Genomic DNA, 19,857 nt, shown 5'->3' with positions numbered 1-19,857 from the left:
AGAATTAGGATGGGTGTCATCTTAGTTTATTGCCTTAGGAACTTCAGCCACAGTTGTTACAAATCCTTCTGGATGGATAGGACACTTGGCCGGTGATTTATTAGGCTTGTCTGCGCCCACCTGTATACCAGTAAAGCATCAGTTCAAATACCACAGAATTACAGGAGTAAAGGTTGATTATATCCCTCGGTAACATACGATTAGTAAAATATATTGTCCCAATACTTTTACTGTGTGCAAATAATGTCTGGTCTTGCTCAAAGTATGCAGAGATGGTTCAAACGGCTGACTTGAGTGAGGTCGGTGAACTTGCCCGACGAGAATTGGGGCATGAACTTATGAGAGAGTATGATTTCCCGAGTAAGGTATTGAAGAGACTGATGAATAATGAAATGGAATTTGAAAAAAGTAATATCCTTCATAAATATGGGGATGTTTTGCTTGATATGGCTGTTTATCGTTCAAACTATGAAGGTGTCAGGTATTTGCTAAGTAACGACATATCCTTATTTTCAAAACGGAGATTTATAGAAAGCCCAATATTTGTTGCTACAAGTGCTAAGGACAAAAAAATGTTAAAGTTACTCTTAGAGATGACAAGCTCTGAACATACTCAATTGTTTAAAGTGGCAAATAAATATATTGATTGTGCTAACTCTTTGTAAGGTTAAGTAGGTTCATGAAAAATTAACGTGGCACCCACTTTAATTAGGATAGTTTTGCTTGTTAAAAATAGGTGCCTGTCTTGCTTAATATCTACCACAGTTCGATAAGGTTGCATTTAAAGGCGAAATTTTAGAGCCACACCTAGTTAAAACAAAATTTGGCTGGCATGTAATTAAAGTGCTTTATCGTACTTAGTTTATTTTTAAGTAAAGAAGTAACCTTCGCTGTATAGAAAAAGGCTGCAATGTGCAGCTTTTTTTAGTTTTAGTTAGTTATTATTTTGCCAAATTAAAATCTATAGTCATTTCTAAGTCTTCATCAACTACCGCAATACCATTAACTACTTTAGGTGCGTAACGCCATTTAGAAAGAGAGCGAATCGCTGCTTTATCAAAAATTTTCACAGGCTCAGCTTTAATCACTTTAATATTAACTGGCTTACCAGATGTATCTACATCAAAAGACATTGTCACACTACCTTCAATTTTTTCACGGACACTTTTAATTGGATACTCCGCAGGACTGGGCATTATCAGTGTAGCGTTAGGGCTATCAGGTAGATGTGTTGTCGAACAAGCGGTTAAAAGAAACAGTGACGTCAATGTTGTAATTATATATTTCATTATAAATCCCTTTGTAGGTATTATTATCGATTTGTTAGAGGTCGTTTCTATAATGACACCAAAAGAGATTCAAGGTAAATAATAAATTTGTATTGTTTTTGAACTGATGAATAAACAAGAAAGGCTGCAGTGTGCAGCCTTTCTTAATTTTAAACTTTATTTGTGTATTAAGCGTCTTGCTTAGCTTCTTCTTCACTAATTTGTTTTAGTGCTTGAATGAATGAGTCGCTTGGTTGTCCGCCAGTAAGTGCATACTTATCGTTTATGATAAACGTAGGTACTGACGTAATGCCCATTTGTTTAAAGTTGTCTTGCTCTTGGCGTACGTCTTGTACGTATTTATCTGAGTGTAAAATACTACGTGCCTCTTCTTTATCAAGGCCAACACTTGCTACTACATCAAGCAGAGCATCTTCTTGGTTTAAGTATTTTAAATCGGTGAAGTGCGCTTCAAAAAAGGCGAGTTTTAGCTTCGTTTGCTTACCTTCTTCACGTGCCCACATTAGTAAACGATGCAAATCAAAGCTGTTGATCATGATGCGTTTGCCATCAAAATTAAAGGTAAACCCAGCACGCTGACCGGCTTCGAACATGTTTTTACGATTTTCGTCGCCTTGCTCTTCAGTTAGGTTGTACTTTTGCATTAAGTGTTCGTTTAAGTCTTGACCTTCAATTGGCATATCTGGGTTTAGTTCAAAAGGATGCCACGTAATATCTGCGCTCATTTCGTCTTTGAGTTGCTCTAGTGCAGTTTCTAGATTTTTATAACCCACTACACACCAAGGGCACATTACGTCTGAAACGATATCAATTTTAAAGTTTTTCATATTTATCCTTTTGAGGATTGCTTTGGTATAACAGGGGATATTGGGATGAACTGCACTTTATCAATACCAAACTAAAAAGAGCAGCTAAGCAGCTGCTCTTGAAGGTATTCAGTTTTAAGCGTTAAGGCCAAATGGGTCGTCAATACTATAACTTGGTTGTGTAAACCAATGTGGGCCGTTGTCGGTCATGTAAAAATGATCTTCTAAACGCACGCCAAATTCATCGGGTATAACTAACATTGGCTCGTTACTAAAGCACATGCCTGGGGCAAGTGGGGTTTTATCACCGCCAACTAAATATGGCGATTCGTGAATATCTAGCCCAATGCCGTGACCAGTTCGATGCGGGCAACCCGGTGTTTGGTACTGCGGGCCTAACCCTTGCGCTGCTAAATAGTTACGTGCGCCCGCGTCAACGTCTTCGCACGTAGCACCAATTTTAGCTGCATTAAACGCGGCCATTTGCGCTGCTTTTTCATGATCCCAAAACATACGTTGGCGCATTGTTGGTTCGCCAAATACATAGGTACGGGTTATATCTGATAGGTAATCGTGTACTTTACAGCCAGTATCAATTAGTACCATATCGCCTTTTTTAAGTATTTGGGCATCTTTAACACCGTGCGGGAAAGACGTTGCAACACCAAATAAAACAATACAAAAATAGTTACCTGGCGCACCTACTTTTTGGTGTGCTTGCTTAATAAAAGCTTCTACTTCGGTGGTGGTTATTCCCTCATAAAGCATGCTTGCTGTGGCTTGATGCACGGCTAAGGTCATATCCATCGCGCGCTGCATTAAGCTAAGCTCATGAACTGACTTATGCATACGGCAATGCGCCGTTACAGGTTGTGCATTTATGAGGGTTAAACCCGTTTGTGCTTTATTAATGCCGTCGAATATAAAAAATTGTGCGCTTTCATCAATGCCAATGGTTGCGTTTTCATTAATGTTTAACTTTTTTAATACTTCGACAAAAAGTGCATAAGGATTTTCGTGCTCTTGCCACCCATGAATAGGCCCATCTATTACTTTAAACCCGTTTAGTGAACCAATTTCGAAATAAGGCGCAATGTATTGTACTTCACCAAGGGCGGGTAATATCGCGCCAACCATACGTTCGCTCGCGTACCATTTCATGCCTGTAAAGTAGGTAAGGTTGGTGCCAGCGTTTAAATAAATTGCATCTATGTTGTTTGCTAGCATATACGCTTGAGCCTTGGCTATGCGCTCTAAATGTTCGTCAGCTGCGATAGGGGTCAGCGTTTGCGTCATGTTACTTAGGCTTGCCAGCGCTTGCTCGCTTGATTGTGTACCAATACCGATGGTGGTCATATTTTTCTCCTTGGATTTTTAGCTAGTGTGATTAATACCAAGGTAAAATTCAATGTTATGCGATAAGAGGCTATTAGTTTATAGCCTCTTAAAATGGCATATTATTTTTTAGCGTAAGGTAAACGCGTGAGTTTATTACTTGTGTGGTAGCTATCAAGCCCGGTTACTGCCACCGTTTCAATAGCCTGTAAATCTAAAAAGCCATCACTTTGAAGTGCTACTTCATCTAAATACACATCAGTGATTTCACCTATTACAAGCTCTGTGCCATTGATGGCTAAATGTTGGTTTTCTACAAATTTAACCGAGTACTTTAAGCGGCTTTCTTTAACAAAAGGCGCTGCAAAGTCATTTAAATATTCGGGCGTTAAACCTGTCGCCGCAAATTCCGACTCGCCTTTGTCGTAGCGGGCTGATGTTTGATGAGCTTGCTTATAAATAGCTTTATTAACCTGGTTAATGGTGTAACTACCGGTTTCGATTATGTTTTCGAACGTATGTCGAGGCACGCTATTTGGGCGCATTATCATGCCAACTAGCGGCGGGTGAGCCCCTAAATGAATAACAGAGCTAACAATGGCGAGATTAGTATTGCCTTGTGGGTCTTGCGTGCCAATTAAGTTGGCGCTTTTAAAACCCGAAAGCGAATTAATTAAATGAGTACGAGTGTGTTTTTCAAGTGCGTTTATGCGCTCTTTAGTAAAATGCATTAAAGGTCCTTACCACGGTATGGTTTCGCCTTGCCAATCTAAGTAGGCAGGCTCACCATTGAGTTCTAAATGAGGGTTATTAAAAGTAAGTGTAAAAAGCTGCTTAGCTACAAATTCAGCTGTAAAGAGTTTTCCAGCGGGTACGTTTTTTTGAAATGGCTTTGAAAGCGCAGTATCAGTAGTCCCTGGGTGAAATAAAACGAGCTTGGTATTTTTAGCTCGGCGTGAAAGCTCAATCGCTGCGGTTTTAAATAGCATGTTAAGAGCTGCCTTAGAGGCGCGATACGTATACCAACCGCCTAATTTATTGTCGTTAATGCTGCCCACACGCGCACTGAGTGCTGTAATAGTACACTGCGTTTTATGTGTTAAGAGCGGCAAAATACTCTGCAAGCAAAGTAGGGGAGTTAGGGTGTTTGAATTGAGAAGTTGGCTAAAATATTCAGCGTCTAAATCCTCCAGCTTTTTTTCGGGCATATGGGTTTCGTTGTGCAGTGTACCATTGAATATAATAACTTGTTGTATATCGACACTTTGCTCTTTTAGGTAATTAGTAACGCGCGCTAAACTTTGTTTTGTGTAGTCAGTATGCAGGTGGACAACACTTGAGTCAGATTCAATACTTTTTGAACTAATACAAACTATCTGATGAGTAGGCGTGTTTATTTGTAGATGTTCTATATATGCATTTGCTATGGCACTGCTTGCGCCGAATAAAACAATGGTTTTCATTTATCACCTTTTGCTTTTAGTCCACATTCGCCGTTACTGCACTGAGTATTTGGCATTAAAAAGCGACTGATGGGGTGCCTATACTTAGCAAATAACAGGTATCCGCAGTCAGCGAAAAAGCGGATTATTGGCAAGCGAAAAATTTTCAACCAGCTATGTTTACCCACTATTTTCCATGCTTCGTACGTTACATCAAGCCCGTAAATCATTTCACCTGATTGCTTTTGGGCTTGCAGGTAGTTCATTGCTTTGTTTTTATCAATATACGAGTAGCGTTCACTAAAGTCGCTCGCGTTAAGATCTTCAAGCGTAATTAGATTTTTAGAGTCTGCGTGTTTTAGTTGCTGCATTTCGGTGCTGCAAAGAGGGCAGTTTCCATCGTAAAAAATGATCATGTAATTGCTTTGTGATTATTTTATATATACTTTTTTACGACAAGACATTGCAAATGGATCTATTAAATTTCTCTTCATGATGATATTAATAGTGTCCTACGAAACAAAGGAGAATGAGAAATGAGTGAACAATATGCCGCCTTGCGAGGTAATGTAAATTTACTTGGGCAATTACTAGGACAAACTATTAAGGATGCTCAAGGCCAAGCTATTTTAGATAAAGTAGAAGAAATTCGGGCTTTATCTAAATCATCTCGCAGTGGTAATGAAGACGACAGACAAGCGCTAATAGACGTTTTACATGCGCTTAGTGATGAAGAGCTTTTGCCGGTTGCCCGTTCATTTAATCATTTTTTAAACCTTGCTAATGTAGCAGAACAATTTCATACCGTTTCGCGTTTTAATGACGTTGGCCTTGGTCAACAAAACCCTCTCACTCAAACATTAAAAACGTTAGTTACAAAAGCAGAACAAGGCCAGCTAGATAGTAATCATTTGGCCGAAACACTCTCAAAACTCCACATAAACTTAGTATTAACCGCCCACCCAACCGAGGTGACGCGCCGTACTATTATTAACAAACATGTTGAACTAAGTGATTGCTTAGCGTCATTAGAGCGAAAAGATAACTTACCGCTAGAGCGAGATGCTATTTTAAATCGTATTGAACAGCTTATTAGCCAGGCTTGGCATACTGACGACATTCGTCGCTCTCGCCCAACGCCAGTTGATGAAGCTAAATGGGGTTATGCGGTAATCGAAAACAGTCTTTGGCACGCTGTTCCGCGTTTTTTACGTGAATTTTCAGCCAATGTTAAAGAGCAATTAAGTTTAGAGCTACCAAAAGATTACAGCCCGATTGAGTTCACATCTTGGATGGGTGGAGACCGTGATGGAAATCCATTTGTAACATCGCAGGTTACAGCAGAAGTGCTTGACCACGGTCGTTGGATGGCGCTTAACTTATATATTCAAGATTTAAAAACGTTATGCGCTGAACTCTCTATGTCAGATGCCAGTGATGAGCTTATTGAGTTGGCAGGTCAAGACTTTGAACCATACAGAGCGGTGATCAAAAAGCTTAAAAACCAAGTTGCAGAGACCGTGGCTCACTTGGGCGCTAAAATTAAAAATAAGCGTAGCGATTCACAAGATTTAATTACCGATATTAATCAGCTTAAGCACCCTATAGAGGTTTGCTACCGCTCGTTATTAAAGTGTAATATGAAAGTAGTTGCTGATGGCTTATTGCTTGATTTACTGTACCGTATTAATAGCTTTGGCTTGCGTTTAGCTAAACTCGATGTGCGCCAAGACTCGTCTCGTCACAGCGATGTTTTTTCTGAGCTGACTCGTTATTTAGGTTTAGGCGACTACAACCAATGGCAAGAGCAAGATAAACAAGCTTTTTTACTTACTGAACTTAACTCTCGCAGACCGCTTATTCCAAAACATTGGCAACCAAGCCCTGATGTTCAAGAAGTGCTAGACACCTTTGACGTTATTGCTAAGCAAGACGAACAAACATTTGGCTTGTATATTATTTCGATGGCGCGAACAGCATCAGACATTTTAGCAGTACAATTATTGCTAAAAGAAAGCGGCTGTAGCTTTGATTTACCAGTAGCACCGTTATTTGAAACACTCGACGATTTAAACGCAGGCAGTGATGTAATTACTACATTACTTGATAATGTTTGGTATCGCGGGCACATTAAAAACACCCAAAATGTAATGATTGGTTACTCTGATTCTGCTAAAGATGCCGGCATGATGGCAGCAGGTTGGGCGCAGTACGAAGCTATGGATAAACTAGTGCAGCTTGCTGATGAGCGTGGTATTGAACTTATTTTATTCCACGGACGTGGTGGCACAGTAGGGCGTGGTGGCGCACCTGCTGCACAAGCGCTGCATTCACAACCGCCAGGTTCGTTAAAAGGTGGTTTACGTGTAACCGAGCAAGGCGAGATGATCCGCTTTAAATTTGGTTTACCTGATGTAGCACTGCAAAGCTTAAATATTTACGCAGGCGCAGTACTACAAAGTAACTTATTACCGCCGCCGGAACCAAAACCGCAGTGGCGCGAAGTAATGAAGCTAATAAGTGAGGAGTCATGTGAACATTACCGTAATGTAGTTCGCCACGATGAAAACTTTGTACCTTACTTTAGAATGGCAACGCCTGAGCTTGAGCTGTCTAAGTTGCCGCTTGGATCGCGTCCTGCAAAACGTAATCCTAATGGTGGTGTTGAAAGCCTGCGTGCTATTCCATGGATTTTTGCGTGGAGCCAAAACCGTTTAATGCTTCCTGCATGGTTAGGTGCGTTAACTGGCTTAAAAGCTGCGCTTAATAAGTACGGCGCAGAAACCCTAAACGAAATGAGCCTACAGTGGCCATTCTTTAGATCGCGCCTAGAAATGCTAGAAATGGTATTTAGTAAAGCCGATTGCTGGTTGAGTGAGCATTACGATAATGCGCTGGTGGAAGATATGTACAAACCATTGGGTGTAACACTTCGTAAAGAGCTTCAAGAAGCGATTAGCTTGGTGCAATCACTTAGCCCACAAAAAAGCCTACTCGCCGAACAACCTTGGATTAAGGAGTCGATTAGTTTACGTAATCCGTACACCGATCCACTTAACCTATTACAGGTTGAGCTTTTACGCCGTGCTCGCTCAGAGGAAAAACGAAACGAAGGTGACATTGATAATGCGTTAATGATCACGATGACAGGTATAGCTGCAGGTATGCGTAATACCGGCTAACACTTTATTTTGTTAGGTATACCTATTGGTATTAAAAGGGAGCACGCGATGTGCTCCCTTTTTTTGCGTTAAATAGGCTGGTATTTAACATCCTAACCTTTTAAACTACTTAGCCATTGAATAATTAAAAAATATTATGGCTTCAGCAACTTTTACTGTACAGCAAGATACAGCACTTACAAATTCGCACTTCACATTAAGCGTAGCGCAAACAGCGTCATTACGTAGTCAATTAAAATCACAACGTGGCATATTAAATTCTAATAATATTAAAGCGTTATGCGCGCAACTCAATGTGTCTGATGATGTATTACTACAAGGTTTAGTACCTTTAGCTTCTGAGTATGCTGTTGCGCCAGTGTCAGATTTTCATGTAGGCGCAATTGTTAAAGCACTTGATGAAAAGCGTGAGGTAAACTTTTACTTTGGTGCAAATGTAGAGTTTGATCATCAAGCATTGAGTTTAGTGGTTCATGCAGAGCAATCGGCTATAAATAACGCATGGTTAAACGGCGCTAAAAAAATAGTTAAAATTGCTATTAGCGATGCGCCTTGTGGGTATTGTCGCCAGTTTATGAACGAACTCGCTGATGCGAAAGAGTTTGATATTTTACTTCCTGATCAGCAATTTAAACTTGCTGAATTACTGCCGCATTCATTTGGACCTACCGATTTAGGTAACGAATTTAGCTTGTTTAACCCAAAACCACAGCAAGGTAATTTTAGCGCTGAAGACCTTGATGAAACCCTTGCGCGTTTTGCACTTAATGCGTATGTGCCTTACAGCCACAACTTTAGCGCCGTAAAAATAAGTACATTTAGTGATGGTGACTTTTACGGAAGTTACGCCGAAAATGCAGCTTACAGTCCAAGTTTATCGCCACTACAAAGTGCACTAAGCCAGTTCTTTTTAGCTGGGCTTAGCTTTAACGAAAGTACGGTGAAGGGAATTACATTGCTCGAAACAGCGGGTCGTGAAAACCAGTCGCAAGTGGCAAAAGCTGTACTTGCCAGTTTTACGCATTTACCAGCACTTAAAGTAATTAGCGCACCACTTAAATAGTGGCTTGCATACAATAAAGCACAGCCGGAGCTGTGCTTTATTAAAGCGAGCCATTCTATCGAATTAACTCACTCACTGACTGCTATAACCTGTATTAATCAAGTAATACTTTAGCTGCTTCTAATACTACTGCTACAGATTTACGCTCAATTTCACCGTGGTCTACATTTGGTATTTCTTGGCGAGTACGGTTAACAAGTACGCCAGCTACACATGCTGCTTGTAATCCAAGGGCTGCACACATAGTAAATAATGTTGCCGATTCCATTTCGTAGTTCATCACGCCCAATTTTTGCCACTCTTCGCAGCTACCTTGTAGTGATTTAGGAACGTAACCAGAGTGCGTATCGTAACGCTCTTGCCCTGGGTAGAATGTATCGCTTGATGCAGTAATACCAATATGAAAATCGATATTTAGGTTTTTACATGCTTGTACCATAGCTTGTGTTGCATAAAAGTCAGATACAGCAGGGTAGCTAAGTGGTGCAAAATGTTGGCTAGCTCCATCTAAACGTACAGACGCTTGGCTAATTAAAATTTCGCCTTCGTTAATGTGTGGCTGAATTGCACCGGTTGTACCAATACGTAAAAATTTACGCACGCCAAGTTGTGCTAATTCTTCTACTGCAATCGACGTAGATGGACCACCAATACCTGTAGAACATATAACCACAGAGTGGCCGTTTAATTGACCTAAATAAACATGAAACTCGCGAGTTTGAGCAAGGCAGGTTGGGTTGTCTAGGAATTGTGAAATACGTGCTGCACGATCTGGATCGCCCGGTACAATCGCAAGTTTTGCACCTTTAAGATCGTCAATACATAGTCCTAAGTGAAATACCTTTTCCATAGCTAAGCCTTTTATAATAATTTGTTGTCAATCTAGCATGATTGCTAGAAACGTTTATCAAGTACAGGACGATTGTCCGTTTTATCTTAACTCTTCCAATAAAGCCTTAATAATTTTAAGGGCTAATTTGATTTATTCACCAACTATGAATATTCACTCAAGTACTTATATACGTAGCCTTGTTGCGCTGTTGACATGTTCAAGCAGACATAATAAGTATCACTCAAGCGCGTAACTACGATTAAATGAATGATTACAAATTTTCATTAATATCAAATAAATTCAATGACTTAAATTTGTAGTGAACACGTAAAAACTAACGTGTTTACTTATATTAAGCACTGACTTATTTAGCAAAGTGGCATTTATTTGAAGTTTAGGCATTTTTAGTGATTTTGCATAACTACTCAAAAGTAATTAGCTACGTACAGAATAAAAACCGAAGGAGTTTATTATGAGCACACAATTTGAAGCATTTAAAAACAAAGTTGAGCACTGTTTGTGCGCACCGGGCGATGGCGTATACACAGTAAATACTGCAAAAGAGCGCAAAGCCGCACTGCGTAATAAACTTTACGGACAAACTGAAAACGTTGATAACTTGTGGCGCGAGTCTTTAAACGAATTACCAAACTCACCACATAAAGCCGTTATGTTAGGTATTAGTTCAGACTGTGGCGGTGGGATATTACGCGGAGCAAACTGGGGGCCACTGTTTGTGCGCTCAGCTTTAATTGATCAGCAACCTCAGTGTCATTCGTTTGATTTAGGTGATGTACGTGTAATCCCACATTTACTTCATGACAAATACCTAAATGACGCAACCATTTCTAATTGCCAAAAAGCCTTATATGGTGATGAAGATAACGATTATTACGTAAGCCCGTTATCAATCACTGAAGATGTGTGCGACAGTTTTTACGCAACGTTTAAAGATAAAGGATTATTTGGTATTGGTGGCGATCACTCAATTAGTTACCCACTTACTAAAGCGTACTTAAAAGCAAAACGTGAGCAAGGTAAGCGCACGGCTATTATTCACTTTGACGCGCATACCGATTTACTTGTGGAGCGCTTAGGTATTGATTTATGTTTTGGCTCGTGGTGTACACATATATTAGAGTTTTTACCGGCGCCGCATCATTTAATACAATTTGGTATACGCTCAAGTGGCAAGCCTAAAGCGCATTGGGAAAATACTTTTGGTGTTAAACAGCACTGGGCACATGAAATCATTGAACGCGGCGCAGCAGCGGTTGCTGCCGACGCTATTGCACAGTTAAAAGCCGATAACGTTGATGAAATATACGTAAGCTTTGATATTGATGCACTTGATGCAGAGTTTGCATCTGCCACAGGTACGCCAGAGCATCACGGTTTAACGCCTCAGCATGCGCTTGATATTTTATCAGCCATTGCGGATGAGTTTCCTATTACGGGTGCAGATATGATGGAGATAGCGCCATTTACCGACAGCTCTTTAGTTGGCCAATCAAGCTCAGAAACTACACTTAGAGAAGGCGCTAAAATTTCAGCCTTTTTAATTAGTGCAATGAACAAGTAAGCTGTAGAAGCTATAAATACTAGCACTATCAGCGTATAAGTGTGCATCACATGACTAAAAACTAGCAGTTCATAAAGCCTCAGCTATATTTATTAAATACATATAATGAGTTAGTTGAGGCCTCGCTAGATGAAATTGTTGATCTTTTTATTGTTCATTAGCTGTATTAAAGTTGATGCAGCTGAAATTACAATAGTAACGGAAGTATTTCCGGACTTTCAGTATATTAATGAAGATAACAAACTCGTTGGCCGCTCTGTCGATAAAGTTCATAAAGCGCTAGAAGGTACAGGTATAAACTACACTATGTTGGCGCATAGTTGGGCCATATCCTACAATGCAGCGCTACGCGATAAAAACACCTGTATATTTTCGATTGTTCGATTACCTAATAGAGAAAGTAAGTTTAACTGGGTAGGCGAACTGGAAAGCTTTGACTCTGCCATTTATGGTCTAAAATCCAGAGGTATAAAGTTAAACACCCTCAATGATGCTAAAAAATACAAAATAGCAGTACTGCGTGATAACTTTAGTCATCATTATTTGCTTGAAAGGGGCTTTAGTGAAAGTAAGCATTTATTACTCATCGATAGCCTAGATAAAATAGATAAACTCATAAGCACTCGTCACCATATACTTGATTTTGTTATCCTCAACAAGAAGCAATTTAACTATCGAGTTAAAACAGAGCCTAAGCTTGAGTTACTAGAACCATTACTTGATTTAAACACAACTCAGTCTCCGTTATTTTTTGCCTGTAATATAAATATGGATCCGGCTTTAGTTTCTCAATTAAAAGTTGCCTTTAATAAAATTTAAGCACTTTAAACTCACTGTTTTACCTCTTAAATAATTGAAAATTAATAGCTTAAATATATTTCGTAAATATAAATTGCTGCGTTTAAAAAACCGATTATAATCCAGCTGCTTTTTGTTTAAAAAAGCGCTAACTTATTGGAGCGTTAAATGGGTGATTTAATCGGGATTAGCTTATTGATCTTGATCAGTGCGTTGTTTGCTATGTCAGAAATAGCAATTGCAGCGTCGCGTAAAATAAAACTGCGGGTAATGGCAGATGAAGGAAATATAAAAGCAGCAGCGGTATTAAAGCTACAAGAAAATCCAGGGGCTTTTTTTGCCATGATCCAAATTGCACTCAACGCGATTGCGATTTTGGGTGGTATTGTGGGCGAGCAGGCTTTATCGCCTTATGTTGAAAGTGTTTTAGTGCTTTTTTATCAAGGTGCACACTTAGAAAAAATTAGCTTTTTATTCTCATTTTTTACTATTACATCTCTGTTTATCTTGTTCGCCGATTTAATGCCAAAACGTTTAGCGATGATCATGCCAGAAGCTGTCGCTGTTAGAGTCGTTACAATAATGCGCTGGGTAACCTTTGCCTTAACTCCGCTAGTGATGTTTTTTAATGGGGTAACGAACTTTGTGCTGCGCTTATTTAAAGTGCCTGCTGAGCGAGAAGACAACGTTACAACTGAGGACATTGTTGCCATGATGGAAGCGGGTGCTGCATATGGTAGTTTGCAAAAGCAAGAGTATGAACTCATTGGTAATGTGTTTGACCTAGAAGCGCGGTTTTTATCAAGCGTAATGACGCCACGCGACCAAATTGTCTATTTTGATTTAAACGAATCTAGCCATGATATTGCGACCAAAATTATTGACCACCCTCATAATCACTTTTTAGTAGTGTCAGGAAATTTAGATAAATTGCATGGCTCTGTTGAATCTAAAGATATTTTACGACAAGTACTAAAAGGCGAAGCCGCCAATATAAACGATGAGCTGATTGATAAAGATGTTTTTTACTTACCGGAAACATTAAGCCTATCAGAAGCCTTAAATGCGTTTAAAAGCGCAGCAAAGCCATTTGCTGTTGTCGTAAACGAATACGCGCTTTCGGTAGGTATTGTAACGGTTAAAGACTTAATGAAAGGGTTTATGGGGGATTTAATTACTCATCAAGGTGATGAATTAATTATAGAGCGCGATAAAAATTCATGGCTTGTAGATGGGTTAACTCCAATTACCGATTTAGCAAAGGTACTTGATATAGAAGAATTTCCTGATCAGATGCACTATGAAACTGTCGCTGGATTTTTAATTTACAGTATGAAGCGAATCCCTAAACGTGCAGAGCATTTAACTTTTTCAGGCTTTAAGTTTGAAGTTGTTGATGTAGAGGGCATTAGGGTAGAGCAGTTGTTAGTTTCAAGAGTTATTAATCCACAGAACGACAACCCCCTTTAAAAAAGTAAGATAGTCGTTTATATAAATAGCCAAGCTGTTTTTGCTTGGCTTTTTTGTGCCTATTTAAAAGTTCTGTGCTTAAAATGAGTGGTTATTTCAATCTGTTTAATTGCTTTATTTTCAAACAGCTTTGATTCTATTTTCAAACAGCTTTGATTCTATTTTCATCAAATTAACATTAAATGCTACCTAAGGCGTATATTGTATTCAATAGTGTAAGTTTGTGTAAATTTCTCCTTATTAAGATTCATTATCAGCGCATTTTAATTTAGAATGATCGTTCACTCTAAACTAAAAGGTATTTAACATGCAGCGTTCCCGCATCGCTTTATTTGTATTGTCAGCCCTCGTCGGTTCTGTTGCTTTAACTGGTTGTGATCAGGCTGCTGAGCAGTCACAAGCTTCAGCTCCTAAAGCTGTCCCAGTGGGTGTAATTACAGTAAAAAGCCAAGCGCTTACTCTCAAAAAAGAACTTCCTGGTCGCATTAGTGCATTTCAAATTGCTGAAATTCGTCCACAAGTAAGTGGTATTGTACAATCTCGTTTATTTGTTGAAGGTAATGAGGTTAAACAAGGCCAAGCACTGTATCAAATAGACCCTGCTACATTTGAAGCAGACTTAGCAGCAAGTGAAGCAAGCGTAGCGCGCGCAGAGGCAAGCATTGCCAGCTCTAAATCAAAAGCATCGCGTTATAAAGAACTTTTAAAAATTAAAGCCGTGAGCCAACAAGATTTTGATGAAGCAGATGCCGCATATAAGCAAGCTAATGCTGAATTATTAACAGCTAAAGCGCAGTTAAAATCAGCGCAAATTAATCTCGATTACAGCCACGTCTCTTCTCCTATTAGTGGTCAAATTAGTAAATCAAGCGTAACAGTGGGTGCACTTGTAAGTGCCAATCAAAGTACAGCACTTGCTACAGTAACTCAGTTAGATCCAATTTATATCGATTTAACACAATCAAGTAATGAGCTTACCCAGCTTAAAAAAGCATTATCATCAGGTGCTCTAACTGTCGATTCGGCTAGTCAAACTGACGTTGAACTTATTATGGAAGATGGCTCTATTTATCCTCATAAAGGCACATTACAGTTTTCTGAAGTGACCGTTGATCCAAGTACTGGCTCAGTAACACTGCGTGCTAAATTTTCAAACCCAGAAAAATTATTACTGCCTGGCATGTATGCCCGAGCTTCTATTGTGGAAGGTGTTAAGGCGGGTGCTATTTTAGCTCCGCAACGTGGCGTTAGCCGTAATTCAAAAGGCGAACCAACAGCAATGGTTGTCAGTAAAGACAACACAGTAGAAAACCGCGTATTAAAAGTAGATAGAACTATTGGTTCTGATTGGCTTGTTACTGATGGCCTAAGTGATGGCGATAAGTTAATAGTTGAAGGTTTACAAAAAATCCGCCCTGGTGCACCTGTGAACCCATCTGAAATTCAATCGTCTGCTAAAGCCGATCAAGCTCAATAACGGAGAGTTTTAATGTCACGATTTTTTATCGATAGACCGATATTTGCTTGGGTACTCGCTATTGTAGTGATGCTTGCAGGTATTTTGGCGATTAGGAGTTTACCTATTTCGCAGTATCCTTCAATTGCACCACCTGCAGTGAGTATTACTGCAACGTACCCTGGTGCATCTGCACGAACACTTGAAGATACGGTAACGCAAGTTATTGAGCAAAAAATGAAAGGGCTTGATGGCTTGCTTTATATGTCATCTACGTCTGAGTCGAGTGGTTCTGCTACGCTTACACTTTCGTTTAGCGCTGAAACTGACCCTGATATTGCACAAGTTCAAGTGCAAAATAAACTAGCTACAGCAACTCCACTATTACCAGAAGCCGTACAAAGGCAAGGTGTGGTAGTTGCAAAATCAGCGCGTAACTTTTTAATGGTTTATGCTTTTGTGTCTAAAGATGGCAGCATGACTAATATTGATATTGGCGATTATGTTTCATCAAACGTGCAAGACATTGTCTCGCGTGTTGAAGGCGTAGGTGAAGTACAGCTGTTTGGTTCTCAGTACGCGATGCGTATTTGGTTAGACCCTACAAAGTTACAAAATTATAAGCTTACACCTGCTGATATTAGTGCATCAATTAGTGCGCAAAATGCACAAGTATCTGCCGGTCAACTTGGCGGTATGCCTGCCGTTGATGGTCAACAACTTAATGCAACAGTAACCGCGCAAAGCCGATTACAAACGCCAGAGCAATTTAAACAAATATTAGTTAAAACCAATCCAGATGGCTCTTTTGTACGTCTAGAGGACGTAGCTAAAGTAGAGCTTGGCGGTGAAAGCTACCGCGTTGTTGCTCGTTACGATGGGCAACCTGCATCAGGTTTAGGTATTAAATTAGCCAGTGGCGCTAACGCACTTGATACCGCAGAGGGAGTTAAAAAAGCAATTGAAGAGCTAAAACCGTTTTTCCCTGAAGGGTTAGATGCGGTAATACCTTACGATACAACGCCGTTCGTATCGTTATCTATCGAAAAAGTTATTCATACATTAATTGAAGCTGTTGTACTTGTTTTTGTAGTGATGTATTTGTTCCTACAAAACTTTAGGGCAACGCTTATTCCAACTATTGCCGTACCTGTAGTTTTACTAGGTACATTTGGTATTTTATACACCTTTGGTTATTCAATAAATACGCTAACGATGTTTGCGATGGTACTTGCCATAGGCTTATTGGTAGATGATGCAATCGTTGTTGTAGAAAATGTTGAGCGTTTAATGACCGAGGAAAAACTCTCGGCACTTGAAGCTACACGTAAATCTATGGATGAAATTAAAGGCGCGCTGGTAGGTATTGCCATGGTGCTTTCTGCGGTATTTATTCCAATGGCATTCTTTAGTGGCTCTACCGGTATAATTTATCGTCAGTTTTCTATAACACTCGTATCGGCGATGGGGTTATCTGTTTTAGTGGCTCTTATTTTAACGCCAGCATTGTGTGCAACGCTTTTAAAACCAAGCCATGTACATAACAATGACACGTTATTTGGTCGATTTTTTACAGGCTTTAACCGTGGTTTTGATAAAACAAATTCAGGTGCACAAAGCTTTGTAGGGCGCATGCTTACTCACTCTAAACGCTACTTACTTATTTATGGCGTGATTGTGGGCGGTATGGTTTATGTATTCTCAAGCTTGCCAACAGCATTTTTGCCTGACGAAGACCAAGGTATTTTGTTTAACCAAGTGTCATTACCAGCGGGTTCTACAACACAACAAACGCTTGAGGTTGTTAAAAAGGTAGAAAACCACTTTTTAAACGATCAATCTGAAGCAGTAAACGGTATCTTTACCGTGACTGGTTTTAGTTTTGCAGGTTCTGGCCAAAACTCAGCAATTGCCTTTGTAAATCTTAAACATTGGGATGAGCGTCAGCGTGACGAGTTATCTGTTCAAGGTGTTGCAGGTAAAGCGATGGGCTACTTTTCAACGATAAAAGAAGCATTTGTTTTTGCCTTTCCGCCACCTGCAATTGTTGAGCTGGGAACTGCTAATGGCTTTAATATTTTCTTACAAGACCGTGTAGGCCTTGGCCATGAGGCACTTTTAGCTGCACGAAATCAGTTATTAGGTTTAGCAAGCCAAAGTCCAATTTTAGCGGGCGTGCGTCCAAATGGACAAGAAGATATGCCAGAGCTACAACTTGATACAGATTTGGCAAAAGCCGAAGCGCTTGGCGTGTCGCAAAATGATATTAACAGTACACTTTCGACAGCATGGGGTAGTAGTTATGTGAATGACTTTATTGACCGTGGTCGAGTGAAAAAAGTGTATATGCAAGGTGATGCACAATCTCGCATGGTGCCTGAGGATCTAAATAAGTGGTATGTGCGCAATGATAATGGCGATATGGTGCCGTTTTCAGCGTTTGCTAGTGCCTACTGGACGTATGGTTCGCCACGTTTAGAGCGTTACAATGGTTTTTCAGCAATGGAAATTCAAGGTAGTGCAGCGCCAGGTTACAGTACAGGCCAAGCAATGGATGAAATGGAGCGCTTAGTTAAACAATTACCAAATGGTATTTCGTCTGAGTGGACCGGTATTTCATTCCAAGAGCGCTCTAGTAGCGGTCAAGCACCTCTACTATATGGCTTATCGCTGTTGTTTGTATTTTTATGTTTAGCCGCGCTTTATGAAAGTTGGTCGGTACCGTTTGCGGTAATGATGATTGTGCCACTGGGTATATTTGGTGCGATTATGGCAGCGCTTGGCGGTGGCTTATCTAACGATATTTACTTGCAGGTAGGCTTGTTGACAACCATTGGTTTGGCATCTAAAAATGCGATACTGATTGTAGAGTTTGCGATTCATAAAATGGAAGAAGGGCTTGGCTTAGTTGATGCGGCTATTGCAGCTGTTCGCCTACGTTTGCGTCCAATACTTATGACTTCGATGGCCTTTATTTGTGGTGTTATACCGCTTGCTATTGCCTCAAGCGCGGGTTCTGGTGCGCAAAATGCGTTAGGTATTTCGATTATTGGCGGCACACTTGCATCATCAATATTAGTTGTTGTTTTTGTACCGTTATTCTTTGTGTTAGTGCGCCGTGTATTTCCTGGCAAAGCTAACGAGACAACGAAGGAGAGCGCAGAATGAGCATTAAAACATTCAGCCTAAGTGCAATTGCTTTATTGGTGCTAAGTGGTTGCCAATTAGCGCCTGAGCAAAAAGACCTTGCTCTACCAGTATCTGATGCTTATGCATCAGATACTGGGAAAACCGCTGCGCAGCAATTAAATTGGCAGCAGTTTTTTAATGACGAAAAACTACAAACGTTAATTAGTCAAAGCCTTGAGCATAACAAAGACATGCAAATTGCAGTGCTTAATGTGCAGCGTGTGCGTGGTTTATATCAAATTGAAGACTCTGCTTTGTATCCATCCCTTGATTTAAATGCATCTGGTACGCGCCAGCGTTTACCGGCTGACTTATCAGGTACTGGCGATGCAGCTATTAGCTCGCAATACAGTGCAACAGTGGGTATTACCTCTTACGAGTTAGATATTTGGGGCAAAGTACGCAATCAATCAGCGCAAGCACTGCAAAACTTATACTCTACAGAGCTTAGCCAATACAGCACGCAGGTGTCTTTAATTTCAGAGTTGGCAAATGCGTGGCTAAATTATGCAACTGATTTGCAACTGCTAGAGCTTGCAAAAGAAACGCTTACCTCTCAGCAAGAGTCATTATCGCTTACGCAAAAAAGCTTTGATTTAGGTGCGACGTCTTCAATTACCCTTGAGCAGCTTAAAAGCACAGTTGCTACGGCAAAAGTAGACATAGCAACGTACAAACGTTTGTTAAAGCGTGATAAAAGTGCCTTAGATTTATTAGTAGGTAAATCTGTTTCAGCTGATTTACTGCCTAATAAAGACCTGACTAACTTGATCAGTATGCCAGAAGTACCCGTTGGTTTACCGTCTGATCTGCTATCACAGCGCCCTGATATTAAAGCCGCTGAGCATTTAATGCTTGCTGCTAATGCCAATATTGGTATTGCTCGAGCGGCGTTTTATCCAAGCATAAGCTTAACAGCCAACGCGGGGTCTGCTTCAAGTGACTTAAGTGGCTTGTTTGATTCAGGCTCTGGGACATGGAGTTTTGTGCCGACAATTAGCTTACCTATTTTTAATATGGGACGTAACCAAGCAAATCTTGATGTAGCAAAAGCAGATCAAGAAATTGCAGTGGCAACGTATCAGCAAAAAATTCAAAATGCGTTTCGCGAAGTTGCCGATGCACTTGCTGATAGAGAAGGTTACCAAGAGCAATTAAGTGCCCTTGATATGCTTATAAGTAGTCGACAAATCACGTTTGATTTATCAAAAATGCGTTACGAAAAAGGCGCAGATAGCTACTTGCAAGTACTTGATGCTCAGCGTACGTGGTACGGCGCGCAGCAGCAGTTAATTGCGGGTCAGCAAGCGTATCTTGCGAGTCAAATTAACTTGTACAAAGCGCTTGGTGGCGGATGGAATGTAGCCAGTGAAACAACTCAGGAAGAGAAATAATATTTGCGGCTTTTAAAGC

The 19,857-nt window shown here is 40.2% G+C and carries 16 protein-coding genes and 1 pseudogene; 10 read left to right on the top strand and 7 right to left on the bottom strand.

All coding sequences use genetic code 11. The features are described from left to right. Positions 1–272: 272 nt before the first annotated feature. Positions 273–665 (top strand): ankyrin repeat domain-containing protein, encoded by a 393-nt coding sequence (locus tag H5157_RS02250; RefSeq protein ID WP_033037352.1) that lies wholly within the window; start codon positions 273–275, stop codon positions 663–665. 91 nt (positions 666–756) lie between these two features. Then, positions 757–861, top strand: a pseudogene (locus tag H5157_RS02245) (peptidylprolyl isomerase); the annotation flags it as partial. An 80-nt stretch (positions 862–941) separates the two neighbouring features. Here the strand turns inward: H5157_RS02245 and H5157_RS02240 are convergent. The 6 genes from H5157_RS02240 to H5157_RS02215 form a co-directional block, all read right to left on the bottom strand. Continuing rightward, the gene (locus H5157_RS02240; RefSeq protein ID WP_182681587.1) at positions 942–1,289 is read right to left on the bottom strand and encodes an energy transducer TonB; all 348 of its coding nucleotides are present in this window, start codon (positions 1,287–1,289) and stop codon (positions 942–944) included. Positions 1,290–1,456: 167 nt separating this feature from the next. After that, positions 1,457–2,116 carry a DsbA family oxidoreductase gene (locus H5157_RS02235; RefSeq protein ID WP_182724032.1) on the bottom strand — a complete coding sequence of 220 codons (660 nt, stop codon included), beginning with the start codon at positions 2,114–2,116 and terminating at the stop codon, positions 1,457–1,459. A 114-nt stretch (positions 2,117–2,230) separates the two neighbouring features. Further along, positions 2,231–3,451: a Xaa-Pro peptidase family protein gene (locus H5157_RS02230; protein WP_182724031.1), complete on the bottom strand. Its 1,221-nt coding sequence runs from the start codon at positions 3,449–3,451 to the stop codon at positions 2,231–2,233. Between the two features lie 101 nt (positions 3,452–3,552). Then, on the bottom strand, positions 3,553–4,161 hold the full coding sequence (locus H5157_RS02225) for a flavin reductase family protein (protein ID WP_182724030.1): 609 nt from the start codon (positions 4,159–4,161) through the stop codon (positions 3,553–3,555). Positions 4,162–4,170: 9 nt separating this feature from the next. Next, entirely contained in the window at positions 4,171–4,893 is a 723-nt protein-coding gene (locus tag H5157_RS02220; protein ID WP_182724029.1) for an SDR family NAD(P)-dependent oxidoreductase, read from the bottom strand. Beyond that, entirely contained in the window at positions 4,890–5,288 is a 399-nt protein-coding gene (locus tag H5157_RS02215) for a thiol-disulfide oxidoreductase DCC family protein (RefSeq protein ID WP_182724028.1), read from the bottom strand. The genes H5157_RS02220 and H5157_RS02215 overlap by 4 nt, the downstream gene beginning before the upstream one ends. Positions 5,289–5,408: 120 nt before the next feature. Here H5157_RS02215 and ppc point away from each other — a divergent pair, with 120 nt between their 5' ends. Together ppc and cdd are read left to right on the top strand one after the other, a co-directional pair. Then, on the top strand, positions 5,409–8,054 hold the full coding sequence (ppc, locus tag H5157_RS02210) for a phosphoenolpyruvate carboxylase (RefSeq protein ID WP_154902911.1): 2,646 nt from the start codon (positions 5,409–5,411) through the stop codon (positions 8,052–8,054). 136 nt (positions 8,055–8,190) lie between these two features. Next, positions 8,191–9,117, top strand: coding sequence for a cytidine deaminase (cdd, locus tag H5157_RS02205; RefSeq protein ID WP_182716333.1), 927 nt, complete (start codon positions 8,191–8,193; stop codon positions 9,115–9,117). Positions 9,118–9,211: 94 nt separating this feature from the next. On the opposite strand, the gene udp is transcribed toward cdd, so the two are convergent. Then, the gene (gene udp / locus H5157_RS02200) at positions 9,212–9,967 is read right to left on the bottom strand and encodes a uridine phosphorylase (protein ID WP_007375563.1); all 756 of its coding nucleotides are present in this window, start codon (positions 9,965–9,967) and stop codon (positions 9,212–9,214) included. Between the two features lie 454 nt (positions 9,968–10,421). On the opposite strand from udp, the gene H5157_RS02195 reads away from it, so the two are divergent. The 6 genes from H5157_RS02195 to H5157_RS02170 all read left to right on the top strand — a co-directional run bounded on the left by H5157_RS02195 (position 10,422) and on the right by H5157_RS02170 (position 19,838). Then, the gene (locus tag H5157_RS02195; RefSeq protein ID WP_024605708.1) at positions 10,422–11,531 is read left to right on the top strand and encodes an arginase family protein; all 1,110 of its coding nucleotides are present in this window, start codon (positions 10,422–10,424) and stop codon (positions 11,529–11,531) included. A 129-nt stretch (positions 11,532–11,660) separates the two neighbouring features. After that, a complete protein-coding gene (locus tag H5157_RS02190; RefSeq protein ID WP_039488472.1) occupies positions 11,661–12,350 on the top strand; it encodes a transporter substrate-binding domain-containing protein in 690 nt (229 codons plus the stop codon). A 147-nt stretch (positions 12,351–12,497) separates the two neighbouring features. Further along, positions 12,498–13,799 carry a hemolysin family protein gene (locus tag H5157_RS02185; protein ID WP_002959027.1) on the top strand — a complete coding sequence of 434 codons (1,302 nt, stop codon included), beginning with the start codon at positions 12,498–12,500 and terminating at the stop codon, positions 13,797–13,799. A gap of 307 nt (positions 13,800–14,106) precedes the next feature. Beyond that, positions 14,107–15,276 (top strand): efflux RND transporter periplasmic adaptor subunit, encoded by a 1,170-nt coding sequence (locus tag H5157_RS02180; protein ID WP_182716335.1) that lies wholly within the window; start codon positions 14,107–14,109, stop codon positions 15,274–15,276. 12 nt (positions 15,277–15,288) lie between these two features. After that, positions 15,289–18,423 carry an efflux RND transporter permease subunit gene (locus H5157_RS02175; RefSeq protein WP_182716336.1) on the top strand — a complete coding sequence of 1,045 codons (3,135 nt, stop codon included), beginning with the start codon at positions 15,289–15,291 and terminating at the stop codon, positions 18,421–18,423. Next, positions 18,420–19,838 carry an efflux transporter outer membrane subunit gene (locus H5157_RS02170; protein ID WP_182712339.1) on the top strand — a complete coding sequence of 473 codons (1,419 nt, stop codon included), beginning with the start codon at positions 18,420–18,422 and terminating at the stop codon, positions 19,836–19,838. The genes H5157_RS02175 and H5157_RS02170 overlap by 4 nt, the downstream gene beginning before the upstream one ends. Positions 19,839–19,857: the final 19 nt, after the last annotated feature.

Source organism: Pseudoalteromonas sp. SG43-3 (assembly GCF_014164385.1).
In the GTDB taxonomy this organism is placed as follows: domain Bacteria; phylum Pseudomonadota; class Gammaproteobacteria; order Enterobacterales; family Alteromonadaceae; genus Pseudoalteromonas; species Pseudoalteromonas distincta.
Note: the sequence above shows the minus strand (reverse complement) of the source record. Positions and strands in the feature narration are given on the sequence as shown.